The 19753-nt window shown below is 61.3% G+C and carries 13 protein-coding genes and 1 pseudogene; 2 read left to right on the top strand and 12 right to left on the bottom strand.

The features are described 5' to 3' along the window. A pseudogene (locus tag NKJ94_RS28630) lies at window positions 1-99 on the bottom strand (AhpC/TSA family protein); the annotation flags it as partial. An 18-nt stretch (window positions 100-117) separates the two neighbouring features. Beyond that, window positions 118-3417: an adenylate/guanylate cyclase domain-containing protein gene (locus NKJ94_RS28625; protein WP_352529934.1), complete on the bottom strand. Its 3300-nt coding sequence runs from the start codon at window positions 3415-3417 to the stop codon at window positions 118-120. A gap of 242 nt (window positions 3418-3659) precedes the next feature. Between NKJ94_RS28625 and NKJ94_RS28620 the strand changes: the two genes are divergently transcribed. Beyond that, window positions 3660-5432, top strand: coding sequence for an adenylate/guanylate cyclase domain-containing protein (locus NKJ94_RS28620; RefSeq protein ID WP_352529930.1), 1773 nt, complete (start codon window positions 3660-3662; stop codon window positions 5430-5432). 87 nt (window positions 5433-5519) lie between these two features. Here NKJ94_RS28620 and NKJ94_RS28615 read toward each other — a convergent pair whose 3' ends face one another. The 3 genes from NKJ94_RS28615 to NKJ94_RS28605 form a co-directional block, all read right to left on the bottom strand. Next, window positions 5520-6905 carry a hypothetical protein gene (locus NKJ94_RS28615; RefSeq protein ID WP_352529928.1) on the bottom strand — a complete coding sequence of 462 codons (1386 nt, stop codon included), beginning with the start codon at window positions 6903-6905 and terminating at the stop codon, window positions 5520-5522. 195 nt (window positions 6906-7100) lie between these two features. Continuing rightward, window positions 7101-7625, bottom strand: coding sequence for a GNAT family N-acetyltransferase (locus NKJ94_RS28610; RefSeq protein ID WP_352529926.1), 525 nt, complete (start codon window positions 7623-7625; stop codon window positions 7101-7103). A 74-nt stretch (window positions 7626-7699) separates the two neighbouring features. Further along, on the bottom strand, window positions 7700-8524 hold the full coding sequence (locus tag NKJ94_RS28605) for a hypothetical protein (RefSeq protein ID WP_352529924.1): 825 nt from the start codon (window positions 8522-8524) through the stop codon (window positions 7700-7702). Window positions 8525-8729: 205 nt separating this feature from the next. On the opposite strand from NKJ94_RS28605, the gene NKJ94_RS28600 reads away from it, so the two are divergent. Continuing rightward, window positions 8730-10145, top strand: a complete 1416-nt coding sequence (locus NKJ94_RS28600) for an adenylate/guanylate cyclase domain-containing protein (protein WP_352529922.1) — start codon at window positions 8730-8732, stop codon at window positions 10143-10145. Between the two features lie 39 nt (window positions 10146-10184). Here NKJ94_RS28600 and NKJ94_RS28595 read toward each other — a convergent pair whose 3' ends face one another. From NKJ94_RS28595 to NKJ94_RS28565, 7 genes are all read right to left on the bottom strand, one after another. Further along, window positions 10185-10664 carry a class I SAM-dependent methyltransferase gene (locus NKJ94_RS28595; protein ID WP_352529920.1) on the bottom strand — a complete coding sequence of 160 codons (480 nt, stop codon included), beginning with the start codon at window positions 10662-10664 and terminating at the stop codon, window positions 10185-10187. 174 nt (window positions 10665-10838) lie between these two features. Next, window positions 10839-12020: an ABC transporter permease gene (locus NKJ94_RS28590; RefSeq protein WP_352529918.1), complete on the bottom strand. Its 1182-nt coding sequence runs from the start codon at window positions 12018-12020 to the stop codon at window positions 10839-10841. Continuing rightward, the gene (locus NKJ94_RS28585; protein ID WP_352468851.1) at window positions 12017-13015 is read right to left on the bottom strand and encodes an ABC transporter permease; all 999 of its coding nucleotides are present in this window, start codon (window positions 13013-13015) and stop codon (window positions 12017-12019) included. Before NKJ94_RS28585 ends, NKJ94_RS28590 begins: the two co-directional genes overlap by 4 nt. 2 nt (window positions 13016-13017) lie before the next feature. Then, on the bottom strand, window positions 13018-14916 hold the full coding sequence (locus NKJ94_RS28580; RefSeq protein WP_352529916.1) for an ABC transporter substrate-binding protein: 1899 nt from the start codon (window positions 14914-14916) through the stop codon (window positions 13018-13020). Next, entirely contained in the window at window positions 14913-16808 is a 1896-nt protein-coding gene (locus NKJ94_RS28575) for an ABC transporter ATP-binding protein (protein ID WP_352529914.1), read from the bottom strand. The genes NKJ94_RS28580 and NKJ94_RS28575 overlap by 4 nt, the downstream gene beginning before the upstream one ends. A 149-nt stretch (window positions 16809-16957) precedes the next feature. Next, the gene (locus NKJ94_RS28570; RefSeq protein ID WP_352529912.1) at window positions 16958-18298 is read right to left on the bottom strand and encodes an adenylate/guanylate cyclase domain-containing protein; all 1341 of its coding nucleotides are present in this window, start codon (window positions 18296-18298) and stop codon (window positions 16958-16960) included. A 51-nt stretch (window positions 18299-18349) separates the two neighbouring features. Next, window positions 18350-19693 (bottom strand): nucleotide sugar dehydrogenase, encoded by a 1344-nt coding sequence (locus NKJ94_RS28565; RefSeq protein ID WP_352529910.1) that lies wholly within the window; start codon window positions 19691-19693, stop codon window positions 18350-18352. Window positions 19694-19753: the final 60 nt, after the last annotated feature.

The following is a 19753-nucleotide window of genomic DNA, read 5'->3' as shown; positions in this document are numbered from 1 at the left end:
GTCGAGCGCGATCTTGCCCTCCTGGGTAATGGCGTCGAGCACCACGTTGGGCGCACGGTCGCCCAGTTGAAGCGGTACCAAGTCACTACGCGCGGACATTTCCAACCTCCCACCCGGCTAGTCGAGAAAAGGCAGCACCACAAGCGCTTCCGGGTCGAGCCCGTGCTGGGCGCATATACCCTGCGCCAGGGAAAAGTAGCGTTCGGCCTCGGCCAGATTGTCGAGGTCGAGATTAAGCGTTGCAAGACCATCATAGCACGGAAACAGCAGTTGCGGTTCACCCGTTTCGCGGGCCACGTCCAGTGCTTCGTGGAACAAGCCAACCGCCAGTTCCGGACGGCCGTGGCACTGGTGGATCTGCCCAAGCACGATCAACGGCACCGGCAGGTGCTCGCGCTGGTCGAGCGCCCGGTCGATCTCGATGGCCTTCTCGGCAGCAGGCACGCCCTCCGTTGGACAGCGATCCGTGAAAGTACAACAAGCGACCGCCAGATTGGCGAGGAGGCGCGCCTGGAAACCCAAATCACCAATATGGCGCGCCACTTCAAGACCGCGCCGACAGACCTCCATCGCCTTTGCCGGATCGATGGTCGTGTAAAGCACGCCGAGATTGGTGTAGCCGCGGCAGGCCGCGCCCAGTAGACCGGCGGCTTCGGCCAATTCAATGCTACGCTCAACCTGACGCACGGCTTCACGGTTTCGCCCAAGGCGAGCCAGCGCAACAGCCTTGGTATTAAGTGCCTCGGCGGTCACAAGAGTGGCATCACACCCTACCTCGGAGACATTCTCCGTTGTCAGAGTGCGTACGCAATCCAGCGCCGCGTCTGCCCATTTTGCCGCGAGAGCGTGATCTCCGCTACGGAACGCCTGTCGGCCACGTTCTTGCCACAGATGCGCCTGCTCGATCGGGGCATCCGCTCCATCGAGGAGCGCTGCCGCTTCAGCATAGCGGGATTCTGCGTTGTCCCGCTTGCCAACGTCCCAGAGCAGCCGACCGATCTTACGCAAAACCCGCGCCGAAGCGACACGATTGGCTGACTCGCGGTATGCCTGCAACACCGTCTCGTAGTGGTGGTGCGCGATCTCGCGGCGGCCTACCGGGCCGCTCAAATCGGCAATGCGCTCTGCAATTGCCAGTTTGAGCGGTGTTTGCCCGATCGCGTCCAACGCAGTCAGTGCTCGCTCGTAGAAACGAAGGGCGTCGTCGTTGGCGTATATCATGCGAGCGCGATCGCCCGCCGCCTGCAGGTAATACGCGCCCTTCTCCCGCTCGGCGCTCTGTGCGAAATGATGACCGAGCACGGTCAAATCCTCGAGCCGTTCCGGCTTGTCGCCGCACAGTTGCTCCAAGGCAGCACCGACCCGCCCGTGGATGTCGGTCCGGCGTTGCAGGAGCAGATTCTGGTAGATCACGTCCTGCAGCAATGTTTGCGTAAAGCGGTAGCTTTGCGACGAGACCGAGCCTGATCCGGCAACTTCCTCGATGATTTCCGCATCGCAAAGCAGTTCGCAGCCGGCTTCTAGCCGGCCGGGGTCGGCTGTCACGGTTTTCAGAAGTGTGGCATCGAAGCGCGGGCCGATTACCGCGGCTTCCTGGGCCAACCGGCGCACCTCTTGGGGCAGCCGGTCGACGCGAGCAAGCAACATTGCCTGGATAGTGGCGGGAATGCCGGTTGCGACTTCGCCTGCCACAGTCCGCCATCGCTGGCCCTCGCGCATCAGTACACCGCGATCGATAAGGCCGCGAACGATCTCCTCTACAAAAAGGGGGTTGCCGCCCGCGCGCTCGAGGATCTGGTCAGGAAGCCTTCCTGCGGAGTTTACCCAGCTCTCGCCGAAAAGCGCCGCCAGCAGGCTGCGTCCGTCGTCACTGTTGAGCGGCGAAAGCCTGAGCGCTGTGTGACTGACCCGACTTGAGTCGAGCTGGTCGCTGTCCGGCGCCGGACGATGCGTGACCAGCAACATCAACCGCGTGCGTTCCAACCTGTCCATCACGAAACGTAGTGCCTCGAGCGACACGGCGTCGGCCCAGTGCAGGTCTTCGACGACAATCAGCAGCGGCGACAACGCAAGCCGCCGTTCGATGATTGTGCGGACTGCGTAGAGAATTTGCCGCCGCAGCTGCTCGGGCTCGACATGCTGCAAGGTGGCATCGGGGTCGCCAAGGCCAAGCACATGGTAGAGCAAAGGCATCAGCCGCTTCGCCTCCTCGCCCTGCAGGCCGAGATCGGTAAGCAAGCCTGCGAGCTTCCCCCGCATTTCGTCCCCATTGTCGTTTTGCATCATCCCGGCAGCGCTGCGCACCACTGCGCCCAAGGCGCCAAATGATTGTTCGCCCAGCGGTGAGCACGTGGCCTGCCGCACGGCGACGTTGCGAAAACGATCCTCGTCGCCGACGCGGGCGACGAACTCCTTCACCAGCCGCGATTTCCCGATACCGGCTTCTCCGACGAGGCGGACAAGTTGGGCCGAGCCGCCGCACGCCTGGTCAAGGCTCGCCAGCATTCTATGGAGCTCCGCACCACGACCTATTATCGGCGCGCTGAGGCCGAGCGCCTCGAGCCCACGCGCTGCACGCGGCGCCGCAAGCGGTGCATCCAGTCGATGGACGAGCACACTGCCAGCCTTGCCGCGAAGCACGACATCACCCAACGACTCGTAAGAGAAGGCATGCCGGGTCAGCCTGTGAGTGAGCTCGCCTACCAGCACCTCACCCGGTGCGGCCAGCGATTGCAGGCGTTGCGCCGTATTCACTGTGTCGCCGGTCACCGAATAGGATTTGGCGGTGCCGATGCCCAATCCGCCGGTGACGACCGGACCAGTGTTTATGCCGATGTGGAGTAACAGAGGCGAGCCGGAGTGGGGGGCGCTTTCGCCGAGCCGCGCCGTCCGGGCGATCATGTCGAGAGCGGCGCGAAGCGCACGTTCCGGATCGTCCTCATGCGCGACCGGCGCACCGAACAAAGCGAGCAGTGCATCGCCGATGAATTTGTCGACGAAACCACCAAAGTTTCGCACGGCCGCCGTCAATTCCTTGAACAGTTCGTTCTGCAGCGCTTGCGTGACCTCGGGGTCGAGCTGCTCGCTGAGTGTCGTGAAGCCGCAAAGGTCGGCGAACAGGACCGTTACCGTCCGGCGATCGGCGTCTGAGACGGGATGCAGCCCTTCTTCACTTTCGATGTTCGGAAGCAGCGACGGAGTTCGAGAAGGCGGCACAATGGTCCGGCTTGGTGTCGGAGCAGGCCGTTCGACGACTTTTGCGGGCGCACCGACGCTTGCCCCACATTTCGGACAGAACTCGAAATCAGGTGCGCAGGGGTAGCCGCAACTGGCGCATGGCACGGGCTGGCGCCTGCCACACTTCGGACAGAAGGCGTAACCGCCCTCAACCTCGAAACCGCAGCCCGAGCAGTCCATCGAACAAGACCTCACTAGAGGCCGTAACGGCGTGATCTCGCCACGCACTTCACGGCCAGGCTATTCACAAGGATGCACCGATAGCCGTCGAACGGCAAGCGGCAGCGCAAATGGGCATCGAGCGATCCGTGTGGGTCCGGTGGCAGAGCGCTGCCGATTCAAGCGGCTGCGTGGCCGTCGTTTGCGAAAGTTCCCTCTTACCCTCCGTCTTCCTGCTATCGTGGAGATGAGGAGACGGACAGATGAGCGAGAATCGTAAGCTAGCTGCAATCCTGGCTGCGGATGTGGTCGGATACAGCCGGCTCGCGAGCGCGGACGAAGATCGTACTTTGGCGAGGTTGCGGGCACTGCGCAGCGACCTGATCGATCCGATCATCGCAGTGCACCACGGGCGGGTGATCAAGCGCACCGGGGATGGGGCGCTGGTTGAGTTCCGCAGTGTGGTGGATGCCGTGCGCTGCGCCGTTGAGGTTCAGAATGGTATGGTTGAGCGCAATGCCGGCGTGCCGCAACACCGCCGCATCGAGTTCAGGATCGGCATCCATCTGGGGGATGTGGTCGAAGAAAGCGACGGCGACCTGATGGGCGACGGCGTCAACATCGCCTCGCGTTTGGAGGGCGTCGCGGCGCCCGGCGCCATCTGCCTGTCCGAGGATGCCTATCGCCAGGTCAAGGCGAGGCTCGACCTCTCGGTCAGCGATCTCGGCAGCACGCAGCTCAAGAACATCGCCGAGCCGATCCGGGTCTATTCGCTGCAAGTCGGTAGCGCCGGGACCAAGCCGGCCGCGAGCTCGGAAACCGCGACGAGCCGGCCGGCGACGGCAGCGCCGCCGAAGCTGTCGATCGCCGTCCTGCCGTTCGCCAACATGAGCGGTGACGCCGAACAGGACTACTTCGCCGACGGCATCTCTGAAGACATCATCACGGCGCTATCCAAACTGTCGCAGCTCTTCGTCATCGCACGCAATTCGTCGTTCACCTTCAAGGGCCAGAACGTGCATGTGCAGGAGGTGGGCACGAAGCTCGGCGTGCGGCATGTACTTGAGGGCAGCGTACGCAAGTCGGGGAACAGGGCGCGCATCACCGCGCAGCTCATCGATGCAACCTCGGGCGGCCATCTTTGGGCGGAGCGGTTCGATCGCGACCTGACCGACATATTCGCCGTGCAGGACGACGTGACGCAGCAGATCGTCGGTGCGCTGGCGCTCAATCTGACTGAGGGTGACCGTCAGCGGCTGGCGCCCGAGCACCCGCGCAGCACGGAGGCGTATGACTGTTTCCTGCGGGGCCGGGAGCTGTGGCACCGGCTGATGAAGGAGACGAACGTCGCAGCCCGCGACCTCTTGCAACGTGCCATCGAACTGGACCCGAAATTTGCCTCTGCCCACGCTTTCCTCGCCCTCACGCACGGACTCGATTACCTGAACAGGTGGAGTGCGTCGCCGCCGGAATCGATGGCGCAAGCGGAAGAGGCCGCAACGCGAGCGGTAACGCTGGATGGCAGCGATCCCTGGGCGCACTGGGCGCTGGTTATGGCCAAGCTGTACACACGACGGCACGATGGGGCCATCAACGAGGCCGAGCGCGCGATAGTCCTCAATCCGAACTTCGCCGAAGGGCACGTCATCCTCGGCGAGGCGCTGTACTATTCGGGCAGATCCGAGGAAGCCCTCGAGAGTTTCGCCCGGGGGAAGACCTTGAATCCATACTTTCCGGATGTGCTTCTGCACTTCCAGGCTTTGGCCTCGTTTCAACTAGGAAGGTACGAAGAGGCCGTTGACCTCTTGATGCAACGGCTGGCTCGCAACGCTGTCACCGACGTCTCGCGCGCGCTTCTGGCCGCCAGCTACGGCCATCTGGGCCGTTTCGCCGAGGCCCGCGCGGCATGGCAGGAGGTGCTTCGCGTCAATCCCGACTATTCGTTGGAATACCGTCGCAAAGTCTTGCCCTACAAGAACCCTGCCGATTTCGAACTCGTGGTGGACGGGCTCCGCAAGGCCGGTGTCGTGCAATGACAGGTGGGGCCATGTCAGGTTAGATAGATCGCGTCGCTTGCGGTTGCGCACTAGAAAATCAACCTGGAATAAGGCCTGAAGTGAGGCTCAGGTCGCCTTGATCTCTGTCTGGCCGATCTTGCGCCATCGGGCGTTTTCGCGAACCAGCTTCAGGTCGTCGGTCGTCTCGGCAAGTGTCCGCAATCGGTATTGCCGGAGCAGGTCCGGGAAGAGCGCCCCTTCCGGCAGGCCGGCAAGCTGCTCGCGAACCGAGATCTTTTCATCGATGACCCGCATGCCCCAGGCATTTTCCCGAACCTGCAGCTCCGCAGCCAGATCGCGCTCTTCCGGCGCGTTCTCGTCCAGCACAGCCAACAGGATCGAGTGGAAAAGCGCTACATAGCCAATCTGTCTCAGGCCGCCCACAACCCGCACGCGCGGCAATATAGCAAGGACGAGGAACATCAGGAACAAGTTCGGCAGCAGCACGCCGTCCAGCAGCGCCTGCTTGAGATGCGGCCGCTCGAACGGGATGGAAAGACCATGCGGCCTGTCAGGCTCGATCAGGTGCCCGTTCTCGAGGACGAGCTTGCGCACGCGCTCCTCGCGGATGCCCCAGAAATGGGCCGTGGCATTGGGCAGGAATCTGCCAAATGGGCTCGATGCGGCCTCTTGCAAGGCACGTTCGAGACGCTGGCGCCTTGTGGGCTCAATGAGCAGCCTGGAAAGAAGGCTGCCGTCATATTCTAGATGCCGCGCCATGGCAGCCGCGGCGAGCCGATCATCGATGAAAACCGGCAGGGCCATGCCGGAACGATCCCAATTGGCGACCAGATCCTCGTTGAGGGCTGTCAGCGCATCGGCGGCGGTTCCAAACACCTTGTCCTGGCTGGCAAGCAGTGTGCCCAGCCAGCGGCTGGCATCCGTTTCATCGCCCACCGCTTCGAGCGCGCGCTTGTTGAGGGCGACGGGACCGGCCACGCAGGCGCTTTTGCGGCACAGTTTGTGCCGCCCCATGCCAAACAGGTTGACCTTGTCGTCGCCGACATCTAGCCATCCCGGCCCCTCCCGGCCAATTGTCTCCATGGTCATCGTCGTTCCCATGAAGCCGAAGAAGGCCGACAGCCCGTTTTCGACCGCGCCGAGCCAGGCAAGCAGGAGGGCATCGAAGGTGATCCGGTCCATCAGAAGCAGGCAGTGCAGGCCGGACTGAATCACCGGTCTGTGCTCGAACTCTTCGAGGGCCTTGCCGATCTCTTCAGGCTGCATGATCACACCAAGGCGCTGATGCAGGACTTCGCGCAGGATCGAGCGGGCAGCGATCGCCGGGCCCGATGCAGGCCTTGCCACCGGCCGCCACAGATGGCGGGCGTAATCGGAAACCGGTGCATTCCAGTTCTGCTCGATGTCACGCGCGACTTCCGGGCAGAGCAGCGACAGCACAGCCAGAATTTCCGCCGGAGGCGTAGGGGTTGGATCAAAGACGGCGGTCATTGGTCCCGTCTAGCCGCTTGCGGTTCAAACGCCAAGGGAGACCAGATTTGCTGGATGCGGCCGGCCCACACATAGATCGTCAATGGTGAGACGAAATTGGCCGCATCCTACGGAGTTCTCCATGAGCAATCACCTGTTCGCCGACTCGGCACGAATTGTTAGATCGGCTAAACAGTTAAGGCCAAACAGCGTATCTCAGAACCGCAGCCGGGCCATGCTCAGGAGGTCGTGGTACTGCCCGTCGGTAAAACCGGCCTTCACATGCCGACCTTCGACCTCGAAGCCGTGGCTTGTGTAGAGACGGACGGCCGGTTCGTTGTCGGCATAGACGGTCAATTCGACCCGCTTCAGGGCGCGCCAGTTGTCGGCCACGTCAAGCAGCGCGCCAAGTATGGCAGAGCCGATGCCCTTGCCGACAAAGGCATCGTCAAGGCCGATATTGATCTCGCCGATATGCGAACGGCGTGGCGAACCCTGCACGACCAGGCTGCCATGGCCGACGACCCTGCCGTCCAACTCGGCAACGATCCAGGTGGTTTCCTGGCCGGACTTGGCGATGCGCCGCTCCACCTGCTCCACCATCTCGAAGGGCATCCTGAGCGTGCCCCAGCGGAAGCCCGGCATGTTGAAGATAGCGCAAAGCGCCTCCGCATCGCTTGGCCGGACGGACCGGAGCTGCGGCTGGATTTTCTCGGAGGATGGCGAGGTCGTGCTGGTCATGGCGTTCCCGGCGAAGGCAATCGGCCCGGCACGATGCACCGGACGTCACCTGAAAATCCAGCCGTCTCTGCAACCTATGATGCCGATTGCGAGCTAAAATACCAGGAGGCGGCGTAGAGTTTGAAGACGCCGCTGATGCCGATCCAGCCGAAAAGGGCGAGCCAGCACAATGTCCCGGTCGCCGTCCAGTCGATCCGGTGCACCGCAGCATCGGTGATGACGAGGCCAAGGATGGCAAGCAGGCCAATCAGAAACTGCGCCAAGCCGAGCACCAGCAGTTCCTCGCGCGGCGCGTTTCTCCAGACGAGATATATGCCGCCCGCACCAGCGAGGAAGATGGCGCTGTAGACCTGAGCGTGGAAGGCATCGACCGGCCATGGCCAGATGCTGCTGAACGTCAAGGGAAACAGCAACAGGCCGACGCCATAGAGTCCAAGGATCGCCGATTCCACCGGCATGTAGCCACGCCATGCGGGGTTTAAGGTCACGCCTTTTGCAGAAGGACGGGCCCTGGCCCGCCACAGGAACAGCCCGGATACCGCGACCGAAGCAAGATAGACCAAAAACCAGAGCCAGGGCGCTTTGCGCTCGAAGTTGAAATAGCCGAGATTGATGAACGAAGCCACCGACACGATGACGGTGAAGATGAAGGCCATGACGAGCACGAGCCTGCCGGGCGACCAGCGATTCCAGACCAGCAGCGCCGCCATCACGACCATTTCGGCGGTGTAGAAGCCGCCGAGGAAGCGGGCATTGAACGGCGTGACGGCCCAAGGCCAGCCCGGCTTGACCAGCGCAGGCGCGAAAAACAGGCCGGCGCCTACGATCAGGACGATGATGACCACCATAGAGAAAAGGCGCAGGGCCGCGGGAAATGGCGGGTTGTTGGATGTTGGCATGGGAGAAAGTCCCAAAGATGAATGCCCCATGGACCATCATAGTGCCGCTTGCGGCCTGTGAAAATCCGCCGAATGGAAATTGAACTGTCACCAGGCCCATCTATTCGAATGGCCGTACGGTCCGTTTCGAAGTAAGATGGAGCACTCGGACCAAAGACCGGTCCGGTCAACACGCCTCGGGGATGCATTTTCCGGAGCCTGCACGATGAACGAAGCTCAGGATCTGTTCTCGCTTCTGCGGCAATCGACCGATGTCGATCCACAGGCAATCGACGCGATCAAGCGAACCATCGCGGAGGGCAAGGACCGCGAACTTTGCCGCATCAATGCGCCAGCCTTCGCCAGCAAGCATGGCCTCGACGAGGAACGCGCCATAAGCGCCTTTCTCCACGCGGCGCGGGTGGGCATCTTCGACATTTCTTGGAATGTTCTGTGCCCCGGCTGTGGCGGCGTGCTCGACACCAACGCCACGCTGAAAACCCTGCAGAAGGATGAATACACCTGCGCACTGTGCTCCGAGGGCTATTCGCCGACCCTCGACGAGATGGTCGAGGTGACATTCACCGTCAGTCCCCGCGTGCGCAGGATTGCCGCCCACAATCCACACGAACTGCCGTTGGTTGAATATTTCCGCCAGATCTACTGGGCGTCCGGCGTCGATCTGCCGGAAGACGATTTCGCGAAAAAGATGGAAGCGTTCTCGCTGGAGGATATCGAGCTTGCGCCCGGTGAAAGGGCGGTTCTGCCCATACAGCTTCCGTCCGAATTCATCATCGTCTTCGAGCCGGTCACCCATTCAGCGCAGTTCATCGACGGGAAGGGCGAACCAACAAAGGAGCGCCGAAGCCTCTCTTTGGTCTTCGACCGCGACCATGTCCAGAGCCAGACGCTGGAGATGCAACCCGGCCCGATGCGCATTTCGCTGGAAAACAGGACCGACACCCGCGTGCTGCCGACGGTCTTCATCGCCGGCCAGGCATTGCATGATTTGCTGGGCAAACGCCGGCCCTTCCTGACCGCCAAGCGCCTGCTCACCAACCAGACGTTCCGCGATCTCTATCGCACGGATACGCTCGACATCAACCAGCGCCTGAAGATCACCAGCCTGACCTTCCTGTTCACCGACCTGCGCGGATCGACCGCGCTTTACGAGCGGGTGGGCGACCTTTCAGCCTTCGATCTCGTGCGCGAGCATTTCCAAGTTCTGCACGAGATCGTCGCGGCGGAGGCAGGCGCGGTGGTGAAGACGATCGGTGATGCGGTGATGGCGACCTTCGCGACGCCTGATCGTGCGATGGCTGCGGCCCTCAGGATGCGCGATGCCATGCGTGCGCTCAACGACAAGAGCGGGCGCGAGGATCTGCTGCTCAAGATCGGAGTCCATGCCGGCCCCTGCATCGCCGTGTCTATGAACGAGCGACAGGACTATTTCGGCCAGACGGTCAACATTGCTTCGCGGGTCCAGAACCTTGCCAACGCACAGGCGATCTTCGCCACTCGGGCGGTGGTCGACGACAATCTCACCGCCGATCTCTTGCACAGGAACGCTCTGACGCCCGTGCCCCACGAGGTCTCGCTGCGCGGCATTGACCGGGAGATAGCAGTATATACGATCCCTTGAAGACTTGGACCCTGGAGACTTGGGCGCGTCCCGCGCCCCTCACACGCGCCTATAGATAAAATAACGATCGGCGGGCACCGAAGGCGGCGGCGGGAGGCGTTGCAACTGCGGGTGATCGAGCGGCGTGCCGCTGACAGCGATGCCGCCGACGCGAAGCAGGCGCGCGGTCAGATCGGGAAGCCAGGTAGACGTCACCGCATCGCGATCTTCATAGCCGGTGCCGATGTCGGCATGAACAAGAGCGGCCTCGATGCCAATGAACCTGCTCGCCGTCTCGCGTATTTCGCCGAGCACGAGGTTTTCAGCTTCAGGAATTGAGCTGGCGTGTGCGGCAAGTGCGCGGTCGAACGCTACGATCCGGCGTCCGGGCAGGCGCTCGCGCAGATGGTGGAACGTCCGGCCATTGCCGAGGCCGAGCTCGAGCACGGGCCCCTCCATCTTCGCCACCTCGGCGCAGACATGATCGAGTATGTCGCGCTGTGCGGTCATCCTCCGGATGAAACTGTCGAGGCGACTCATGTGCGATTGTATGTCCTGAACCAGTCCACGGACTCAACTGCCCCGACCAGAGCGTTTCGCGACGAGTCTGCCGCGTGTAGAGGCGAACGATGAACACTGCAACAAGCAAACAGGCTGCCGACAAGGATCATACCGGGTAGAGTCGGCGGCGCTGCGCGCGGCGGAATAGCGATGTCACTTGTACGGGTCCGCGGCGTCCCGCAACCCGTCGCCGAGGAAGTTGAACGCCAAGATGACGAGAACGACGGGGAGCATCGGCAAAAGCAGCCATGGATAGAACGCGATCACGCTGACGCTGCGCGCCTCGGTGAGCAGGATGCCCCAGCTGGTTATCGGCGCCCTCAGGCCGAGCCCGAGGAAGCTCAGCGCCGTCTCGCCCAGGATCATGCCGGGTATGGAGATCGTCGCCGTCGCGATCAGATGCGACATGAAGCCGGGAATGAGATGCCGCCCGATGATGCGGCTGCTTCTGGCGCCCATCAACTGCGCGGCCAGAACGTAATCCTCCTCGCGCAAGGCTAGAAGCTTTGAACGCACGGCCCGCGCCAGTCCGGTCCAGTCGAGCAGCCCGAGGATGACGGTGATGCCGAAATAGATCAGGATCGGACTCCAGGTTATCGGCATGATCGCCGCCAGAGCCAGCCATAGCGGAATGCTGGGGATCGATTGCAGAACTTCGATTATCCGTTGAACGATCAGGTCGAAGATACCGCCGTGATAGCCGGCCAGTCCGCCGATGACAATGCCGAGCAGGAAGCTGAAACTGATGCCGACGAGGCCGATTGTCAGTGAAATGCGTGCGCCATAGATGATGCGCGAGAGCACATCGCGCCCCAGCCTGTCAGTGCCGGCTAGAAAGAGCTGGCCGTTTTCGGCGGGGCAGACAAAATGCCTGTCACCTTCGATCAGGCCCCAGAACCGGTAACTGTCGCCCTTGCAGAAGAAACGGATCCGCTGAACATCATCCTGTCTCTCGATGTAGTTCCGCTTGAGCGTGTCCATATCCAGCCTCATCTGGCGGCCATAGACGAACGGCCCGACGAACTGGCCGTTGTGGAACAGGTGCACCCGCTGCGGCGGCGAATAGATGTAGTCCATGTTGCGCGTGTGCAGATCGTAGGGCGCCAGGAACTCGCAGATCAGTATCCCGAAATAAAGCGCTGCCAGGAATATGCCGGATACAACGGCAAGCCGGTGCCGACGGAATTTCCACCACATCAGCCGCAACTGCGACGCTTGAAAAACCTTCGACTGCTCCGGCGTCATCGCCTCGACCGACTGCAGGTCAAAGGGCTCGATGGAAACGTAATGTTGCAGTGGGGCACCCGGAGCGGGCAGCGGCGATTGCGTGTTCATTTGGTGCTGCCGCCTTGCAAACGAATTCGCGGATCAAGTAGCGCCAGCGCCAGGTCGGAAATCAGGACGCCGATGACCGTCAGGAAGGCGAGGAACATCAGGAACGACCCTGCCAGATACATGTCCTGGCTTTGCAGCGCCTTGATCAGCATCGGCCCGGTCGTTTCCAAAGACAGCACGATCGCCGTGATTTCGGCGCCGGAGATTATGGCCGGCAGGATAGAGCCGATGTCTGAAATGAAGAAATTGAGCGCCATACGCAGCGGATATTTGACCAGCGCCCTGAAGGGATGAAGGCCTTTGGCGCGCGCGGTCACGACATATTGCTTATGTAGCTCATCGAGCAGATTGGCGCGCAGCCGCCGGATCATGCTTGCCGTGCCCCCGGTGCCGATGATCAAGACCGGGATCCAGAGATGGGCGAGGATCGACTTCGCCTTGGCCCAGCTCATCGGCTCGCCGAGATATTGCTGGTCCATGAGATGGCCGATGGACGTGCCGAACCAGATGTTGGCGAAATACATCAGGATCAGCGCCAGCATGAAGTTCGGAATGGCAAGGCCGAGAAGGCCGAAGAAAGTCAGGCCGTAGTCGCCCCAGCTGTATTGATGCGTGGCGGAGTACATGCCGATCGGAAAGGCGATGAGCCAGGTAAAGATGATCGTGACGAAGGAAACCAGCACGGTCAGCCACATTCGGTCTCCGACGACGTCGCGAACCGGCAGCTCATATTCGAAGGAATAGCCGAAATCGCCGTGCAGCATCCCGCCGACCCAGTAGAAGTAGCGAATGACCGGTGGCTGGTCGAAACCATATTCCTTGCGCATCATCTCGATGCGATCGGAATCCACCGCTTCGCCCTGAGCCCGAAGCTCGGCAACATAGCTGTCGAAATAGTCGCCTGGTGGAAGTTCGATGATCGTGAACACCAGTGCCGATATGACCAGCAGCGTTGGAACCATCACGGCGATGCGCCAGACAAAATATCGAAGCACGCTCAGGACTCTCCAAGCCAGAATGTATCCGGCATGTAGACACCGAAATAGGCGGTCGGGTCGTAGCCGTAGAGCGCCTTGTCAGGCAGATTGCGCAGCCGCGAGGATGCCAGAATCGGCTGATGCGTTCCGTTCACCGTGCCGATCGAAAACACCTGATCGGTATAGATCGACAGCATTGAATTCCAGATTTCGGCGCGCTCCGTGGCTTCGGTCGATGCGTTCCAGCGCTTGAGCAAAGCCATCAACTCGACCACAGGCGGAAGATCGGGCGCTTCACCGACCTTGCCACGGGACAAGTAGTGAGCACCCCAGAGCGGCCATTGCAGCTGGTCGTCGACGGTGGGGGCCAGTTGGTACGGGTTCATGTCGGCGGTCGGCACACCATTGTCGATGCCCGACCACATCGACATCATGATCTGGCCACCAAGCGCGCGGCTGCGGAAGATGTCGCGCTGCGAAGTCCGGATGAACAGGGCGATGCCGATCTTGCGCCAGTGATCGGTGATGAGCTCGAGCGCGTCGGTTTCCAACGTGCTTTCGCCGGCCGTTTCCACTACCAGCTGCGCCGAGCGTCCGTCGGGAAGTATCCGCAGGCCGTCATCGTCACGCGCCTGAAGCCCGACCTCGTCGAGCAGGGCATTGGCCTGGTCGGGATCATGGGCGACCCAGGCTTTCGCGAATTCCGGCCGGTAGAGCGGGCTCTCAGGCAGGACCGTATCGGCACTTTCCTGCGCTAATCCGTAGAACACAGCCAAATTGATCTCGCGCCTGTCCACAGCGAGCGAAAGTGCGCGGCGCACCCGCACGTCACGAAAAAGGCCACGCCACACCTGGTCGGCACAATTCAGATTGGGCAGCAGCGCCAGCCGCGAACCCTGTGTGCGTTTCCAGAGATGCATCTTCACCGGGTAGCGCTTCTCCGTATCCTTCAGGAAGGAGTAATCGCTGAAGTCAATTCCCATGGCTTGCAGGTCGCTCTCGCCCGCACCGGTCTTGGCGGAAATGATCGCCGACGAGCTGACATTCATGACAATCCGGTCAACATAGGGCAGTTGCCGGCCATTCTCGTCTATTCGATGAAAGAACGGGTTCCGCTCGAAGACGAACTGCTCAGCCGGCGGCTTGGTCCGGTTCTGCCAGGGATCGAGCGTCGGCAGTTCCGGGTTCTCCGGGCGATACTGCCGCGACATGCGGATATGCAAGAGCGTCCATTTCTGGGCCCGGTTCTCCTTCATTAGGCCGGCGAGCCGGAATGGATCCTGGTATTTCTTGTGGAACTGCTTGAGATAGGCGGCTGGCAGAACAAGCGATAGGGGCGAAGCAGCGGCGAGCTTGGGCAGGAAGTCGGGATTGGGCGCATCCCAACTATAGCGGACCGTCAACGGATCGACGATCTCGAAGCGTGGCGGCTTGCCGTCCGCCAGCAGGGCCGGGGCGAGCCCGCCTTGCGAAAGCTCATCGTTCAGCCAGACATCTTCCCAGCAATAGCGAAAATCCTCCGACGTCAGCAGGCTACCGTCAGACCATTTATGTCCTTCTCGTATCTTGAAAGTGAATACACGATCATCCGCTACATCGAAACTTTCGAGAATGTCGGCTTGCAGGTTAAGGTTTTCGTCATAGCCGACCAGGCGAGCGTACCCGTAGATCGTCATCATCCGGATATCTTTCTGGCTGCCGATGATCGTGCGCAGCGTGCCGCCATATTGGCCGGGCTGCCGGCCCATCGCAGCGAGATTCAACGCGCGCGGGCGCTTGGGCAGGCGTTCGGCGAGTGCCGGCAGCGCTCTGGCCTTCAGCTGCGGCTCAAGAAATTCCGGCTCCAAATCGCCGGCCTGCAACGTGCCCGGCAGAAATGCCGAAGCCATGAGTCCAAGGACGGTGCGCCGGCTGATCAATGGCGTAGCTCGCTGACATCGGCCGAACGTCGGGCCAGCACGAGGTGGCCGCCGCCAAGATCGAGCGGCGACAGCATATCCTCGTCGCCCTCGTCGCGGAATTGCGGCCCCCATGCGCTGGTGTCGGAAGCGCCGCTGAGTTTCAGCGTCTTGAAATCCATCGGCCTGTCGAGATCGGGGAAAGGTACTGCGGCGACCAGTGAGCGCGTGTAGGGGTGGATAGGTTTCCTAAGCAGAATTTCGCGCGGCGCGAGCTCGACGATACGCCCGCCGCACATCACCGCGATGCGGTCTGCCATGTAGTCCACCACCGCCAGGTTGTGGGATATGAACAGGTAGGTCAGGCCCAGTTCCTTCTGCAGGTCCTTCAGAAGGTTCAGGATCTGCGCCTGGACAGAGACGTCGAGTGCCGAAACCGGCTCGTCGCAGATCAGGAGTTCAGGCCCCAGCGCCAACGCGCGCGCGATGCCTATACGCTGACGCTGCCCGCCGGAGAAACTGTGGGGATAACGCTTTATGAAGCGCGGATCGAGCCCGATTGCCTGCATCAGGCTCTTGACTGTGGCGAGTCGGGACGCGGCATTGCCACGTCGATGGATTTCCAGCGGCTCGCTCAAAATGTTCTCCACCGTCATGCGAGGTGAAAGCGACGAAACCGGATCCTGAAAGACCATCTGGATTTTCGCGCGCAACAGGCGCAGCGCGTCTCCCTCGGCTTCCAAGACGTCGATCGGACCATCGCGGCCGTTAAAGATCACAGAGCCGCCGCTAGGGGTGACAGCCCGCATGAGGATCTTGCTGACGGTGGTTTTGCCGGAGCCGCTTTCGCCGACAAGACCCAGGCACTCACCCCGCCTGATATCAAAGCTCACGCCGTCCACGGCGCGAACAGAGGTTTGATGATCTCCGCCGAACCATCCGGACTTGCGGATCGTGAAGGTCTTTGTCAGATCCTTGACCGACAGCAGGAGGTCGTCCGGCCCCTTCGATGCCGGCGCCGTCTGCTTGCCGAGCAGGTTCTCGACATTCACCGGCACCTCGCGGAGCGCCTGTAGCCTTTCGCCAGGCTTTAGGTCGAAATGCGGAACGGCTGCCATCAGGCCCTTCAGGTAAGGGTGGCCTGGCCGGCGGAATATCGCCTCCACGGGTCCCGCTTCCATGATCTCGCCATGGTACATGACCACCACCTCGTCGGCTACATTGGCGACTACGCCAAGGTCGTGCGTGATCAGCAGCATCGCCATGTTCAGCTTCGTCTGAAGCTCGCGCAGCAATTGCAGGATTTGCGCCTGGATGGTGACGTCCAACGCCGTCGTCGGCTCGTCGGCGATCAACAGGGCGGGCCGGCAGATAAGCGCCATGGCGATCATTGCGCGTTGACGCAATCCTCCCGAAAGTTCAAAGGGATACATGTCATAGGCGCGCTTGGGGTTGGGAAAGCCGACAAGGCCGAGCATTTCCTCGGTCCGCGCCTTGCGCTTCACCCGAGCCATGGGCGTATGAATCTGCAGGGATTCGCTCACCTGATTGCCGATCGTATGCAGCGGCGACAGTGATGTCATCGGCTCCTGAAATATTTTGCCGATGCGGCTGCCTCTCAACGCCCGGATTTCGGGTCCGTCACGCGGCATCTGCAGGATATCCTGCGTCGTGCCGGGCTTTTCAGGATCGGAAAACAGGATACGGCCGCGAACATGGGCTGTGTTCGGCAAAATGCCCATCACTGCCTGGCTGAGAACCGATTTTCCGGAACCGGACTCGCCCACAAGCGCGGTAACCTTGCCGGGCAGGACGCGAAGATTTGCACGCCTGACGGCATGCAACGGTCCCCCTATAATGGCAAAAGAGATGCCAACATCCTCGATCCGCAGTAGATCAACGCCCAAATTCATTCTCACACCAGCCCCCACTCTGGCAGGTCCAGAAGGCGAGACTACCGCATTGCCAGCCTAGAGCAACTTGGATTCGAACAGTTGCCAGTTCCCTGGCGGAACCGGCGACCGGACTGCATACCAAACGCGTTCGGATCAGATCGTGGCGGTTACTGGAGCTTCCTCGGGTCGCCCGCCGACAGCCGCGCGGCATCGCGATGAAGCAGCATGACCTGCTCGGCGTCCGATATTCGGTCGTAAATCGGCTCCAGCGCACCGTCTTCATCGAGTGCGAGAGCACCCGACAAATCGGGTGAAAGCACCGTCAGCTTCTTCTTGATGCCCGCCAGTTCCTCCTTGCCGAGCGTCAGCCAGCTATTGGCGCTGCAATAGCCGGCGAAATCTTCGCTGGCGAGAACGCTGTGCGAATATTTCTTGGTCAGGGTCTGAAGGCGCTGGACCTCGTTTACAGCCGAGCCGAAGGCAGAGAATGTGAGCCGGTCGGTAAGCCCGACATTGCCGAACATCACATTGCCGACATGCAGGCCGATACCGAATTTAATGTCGCCCAACCGCTGCTCCTTTCTGCGCAGATTGAGATCCATCATGCGCGCGGTGGCCTTGTGCGCTGCCGCAAGGGCAGCCCGGCAGGCGATCTCGGACTGCGCACGGTGCCTTTCGCAAGGGTAGACGGCAATGAAGCCATCCCCCAGGAAACTCATGATCTGCCCGCCTCTGCGATTGAAAGGTGCAGCAATGGCATCGAAAAACTGGTTCAGCGTATCGATATAGATTTCGCGGCCGGAGGTTTCGGCAAGCCTTGTCGACCCGCGCATATCGGCCATGACCAGTGCAGCCCGGATTGTGTCGCCCTCGCCGCGCTTGATCTGGCCGTCCAGCACCCGCCTGCCGGCGTCGCCGCCGAGATAAGTGGTCATCATGTTGTCGGCAAGCTTGGTGAGCACCGCCATCTTGGTTGCGATAGCGAGATGGTTCTGGATGCGCAGCAGCGCCGAAATCATGCTGTCGCTGAAGCCTGCAGCACTGTCGGTGGACCAAGACCCGATCATGCCCTGACTGGTGTTGCCGCTGAAGGGATGGACGAAAGCCATGTAGTCGGTGACGCCCATAAGCTTGAGGTCATCGAAAACAGGAAATTCCGACGGCACCGACGGGTCGAGCCGGCGCCGCAGATGGTCGAGCTTGTGGCTGAGCAGATGGTAGTATGGGCTGGTCAGGAATCTGTCAGAATGAACGCCGTCCTCATTGCGGAAGCCTTCCACTTCCAGGCCCTGGCCGCGGAGCCAGGTGAAGCCAAGCGCGTCATAAAGCGGATGAAGCATCGAAAAGCTCAAATGCACCCGCTTCAACGGCAGGCCGGCAGCAGCCAGCCGTTCACAAAAGCCCCTTACCAATGTTTTCAGGTCGTCGCCCGCCAACGCCGATTGGGTCAGCCAATCGGCAACCTTATCCATGAGAATGGCAGAAATTTCTGCTTGCGCTGTGTTCATGCTATCTCGAAATCTCCTTGATCCGCCACAAATTCGCCGGCTCGGACGCCGTCAGGCCTTCACCACGGTCTCTCGGGCTAGCCCGAGGCGGCCAAAAACATTGCGTGTATCGACGATCAGTCGAGCGTAATCCGCGATCGCCTGATAGTCGATCGCGTCGTGGTCGGTTGCAACGACGACAGCGTCGAAATCCTTCAAGGCCACCTCGGTCAATTCGACCGAGCGACGCCCCTTGATCGCCATATGCTCCCGTGTGGCCGGGATTTCGGTAACATGCGGATCGTGGAATTCCGCCTTGCCGCCCCATTCCTCGATGAGTTCAATGAGCCGCAATGAGGGGCTTTCGCGGATGTCGGGCACATTCTTCTTATAGGCGAGCCCGATGATGAGAATGCGCGAGCGGCTGAGCGCCTTGCCGCAGCGCCGGTCCAGCGCCTTCGCCAGTTCATCGACTACATGACGCGGCATCGCCGTGTTGATCTCTGCCGCCAGCTCGATGAAGCGGGTCGGCAGTTCGTATTCGCGCGCCTTCCACGTCAGGTAGAAGGGATCGATCGGAACGCAGTGCCCGCCAAGTCCAGGGCCAGGATAGAAAGGCATGTAGCCGAAGGGCTTGGTCTTTGCCGCCTCGATCACCTCCCAGATGTCGATTCCCATCGCACCGAGCAAGACCTTCAACTCGTTGACCAGGGCTATGTTGACCGAGCGGAAGATGTTTTCCGTCAGCTTGACCGCCTCGGCGGTCGCCGTGGTGGAAACCGGAACGACGGTCTTGACCACACCCTGGTAGAAAGCCTGCACGAGCGTCGCCGCTTCAATGCCGTCACCTGCCACGACCTTGGGGATCGTCGCGACTTCAAAGCTGCGGTTGCCGGGATCCTCGCGTTCGGGCGAGAAGCCGAGGAAGAAGTCTATCTTCGACTGCAAGCCGGTTTTTTCCAGTATGGGCTTGATCACGTCGTCGGTGGTGCCAGGATAGGTAGTCGATTCCAGCACGATCAGCTGGCCGAGACGTAAATGCTTCGCGATGGTGCCTGCCGTGTTCCTGACAAAGGAGAGATCCGGCTCGCGGTGTTTCGTCAGCGGTGTCGGAACGCAGATGATGATGACATCGCAGACGGCCAGTTCGGCAAAATCCGCAGTGGCGCGGAACCGTCCGCTCGCCACCTGGCCGGCAAGGGCTGTCGACGTCACCGCCTCGATGTAGGATTGGCCGTTGTTCAGGCTCTCGACCTTCTGGGCTTCGATGTCGAAGCCGGAAACCGGGAAGCCGGCGCGTGCGATCGCAACCGCCAGCGGCAGCCCGACATAGCCCAGTCCGATCACGCCGACTTGCGCGGCACGCGTCGAAATCCGGTTCAGAAGACGGTCATATGTCGATCGTGAGGCGTCCAACAATCTGCTTCCCGTCAATTCGGACAGGCCGTCCGCTTCCATGGTGAGGCCCACCGGCCC

The organism is Mesorhizobium sp. M0060 (assembly GCF_040323155.1).
In the GTDB taxonomy this organism is placed as follows: domain Bacteria; phylum Pseudomonadota; class Alphaproteobacteria; order Rhizobiales; family Rhizobiaceae; genus Mesorhizobium.
This window is presented reverse-complemented; position numbering and strand designations above follow the sequence as displayed.

Excerpts from the sequence above, each read along its gene's own strand:
- NKJ94_RS28590 (WP_352529918.1), bottom strand. The coding sequence starts at position 12,020 with ATGAACACGCAATCGCCGCTGCCCGCTCCGGGTGCCCCACTGCAACAT.
- NKJ94_RS28575 (WP_352529914.1), bottom strand. The coding sequence starts at position 16,808 with ATGAATTTGGGCGTTGATCTACTGCGGATCGAGGATGTTGGCATCTCT.
- NKJ94_RS28610 (WP_352529926.1), bottom strand. The coding sequence starts at position 7,625 with ATGACCAGCACGACCTCGCCATCCTCCGAGAAAATCCAGCCGCAGCTC.
- NKJ94_RS28595 (WP_352529920.1), bottom strand. The coding sequence starts at position 10,664 with ATGAGTCGCCTCGACAGTTTCATCCGGAGGATGACCGCACAGCGCGAC.
- NKJ94_RS28600 (WP_352529922.1), top strand. The coding sequence starts at position 8,730 with ATGAACGAAGCTCAGGATCTGTTCTCGCTTCTGCGGCAATCGACCGAT.
- NKJ94_RS28625 (WP_352529934.1), bottom strand. The coding sequence starts at position 3,417 with ATGGACTGCTCGGGCTGCGGTTTCGAGGTTGAGGGCGGTTACGCCTTC.
- NKJ94_RS28620 (WP_352529930.1), top strand. The coding sequence starts at position 3,660 with ATGAGCGAGAATCGTAAGCTAGCTGCAATCCTGGCTGCGGATGTGGTC.
- NKJ94_RS28615 (WP_352529928.1), bottom strand. The coding sequence starts at position 6,905 with ATGACCGCCGTCTTTGATCCAACCCCTACGCCTCCGGCGGAAATTCTG.
- NKJ94_RS28605 (WP_352529924.1), bottom strand. The coding sequence starts at position 8,524 with ATGCCAACATCCAACAACCCGCCATTTCCCGCGGCCCTGCGCCTTTTC.
- NKJ94_RS28570 (WP_352529912.1), bottom strand. The coding sequence starts at position 18,298 with ATGAACACAGCGCAAGCAGAAATTTCTGCCATTCTCATGGATAAGGTT.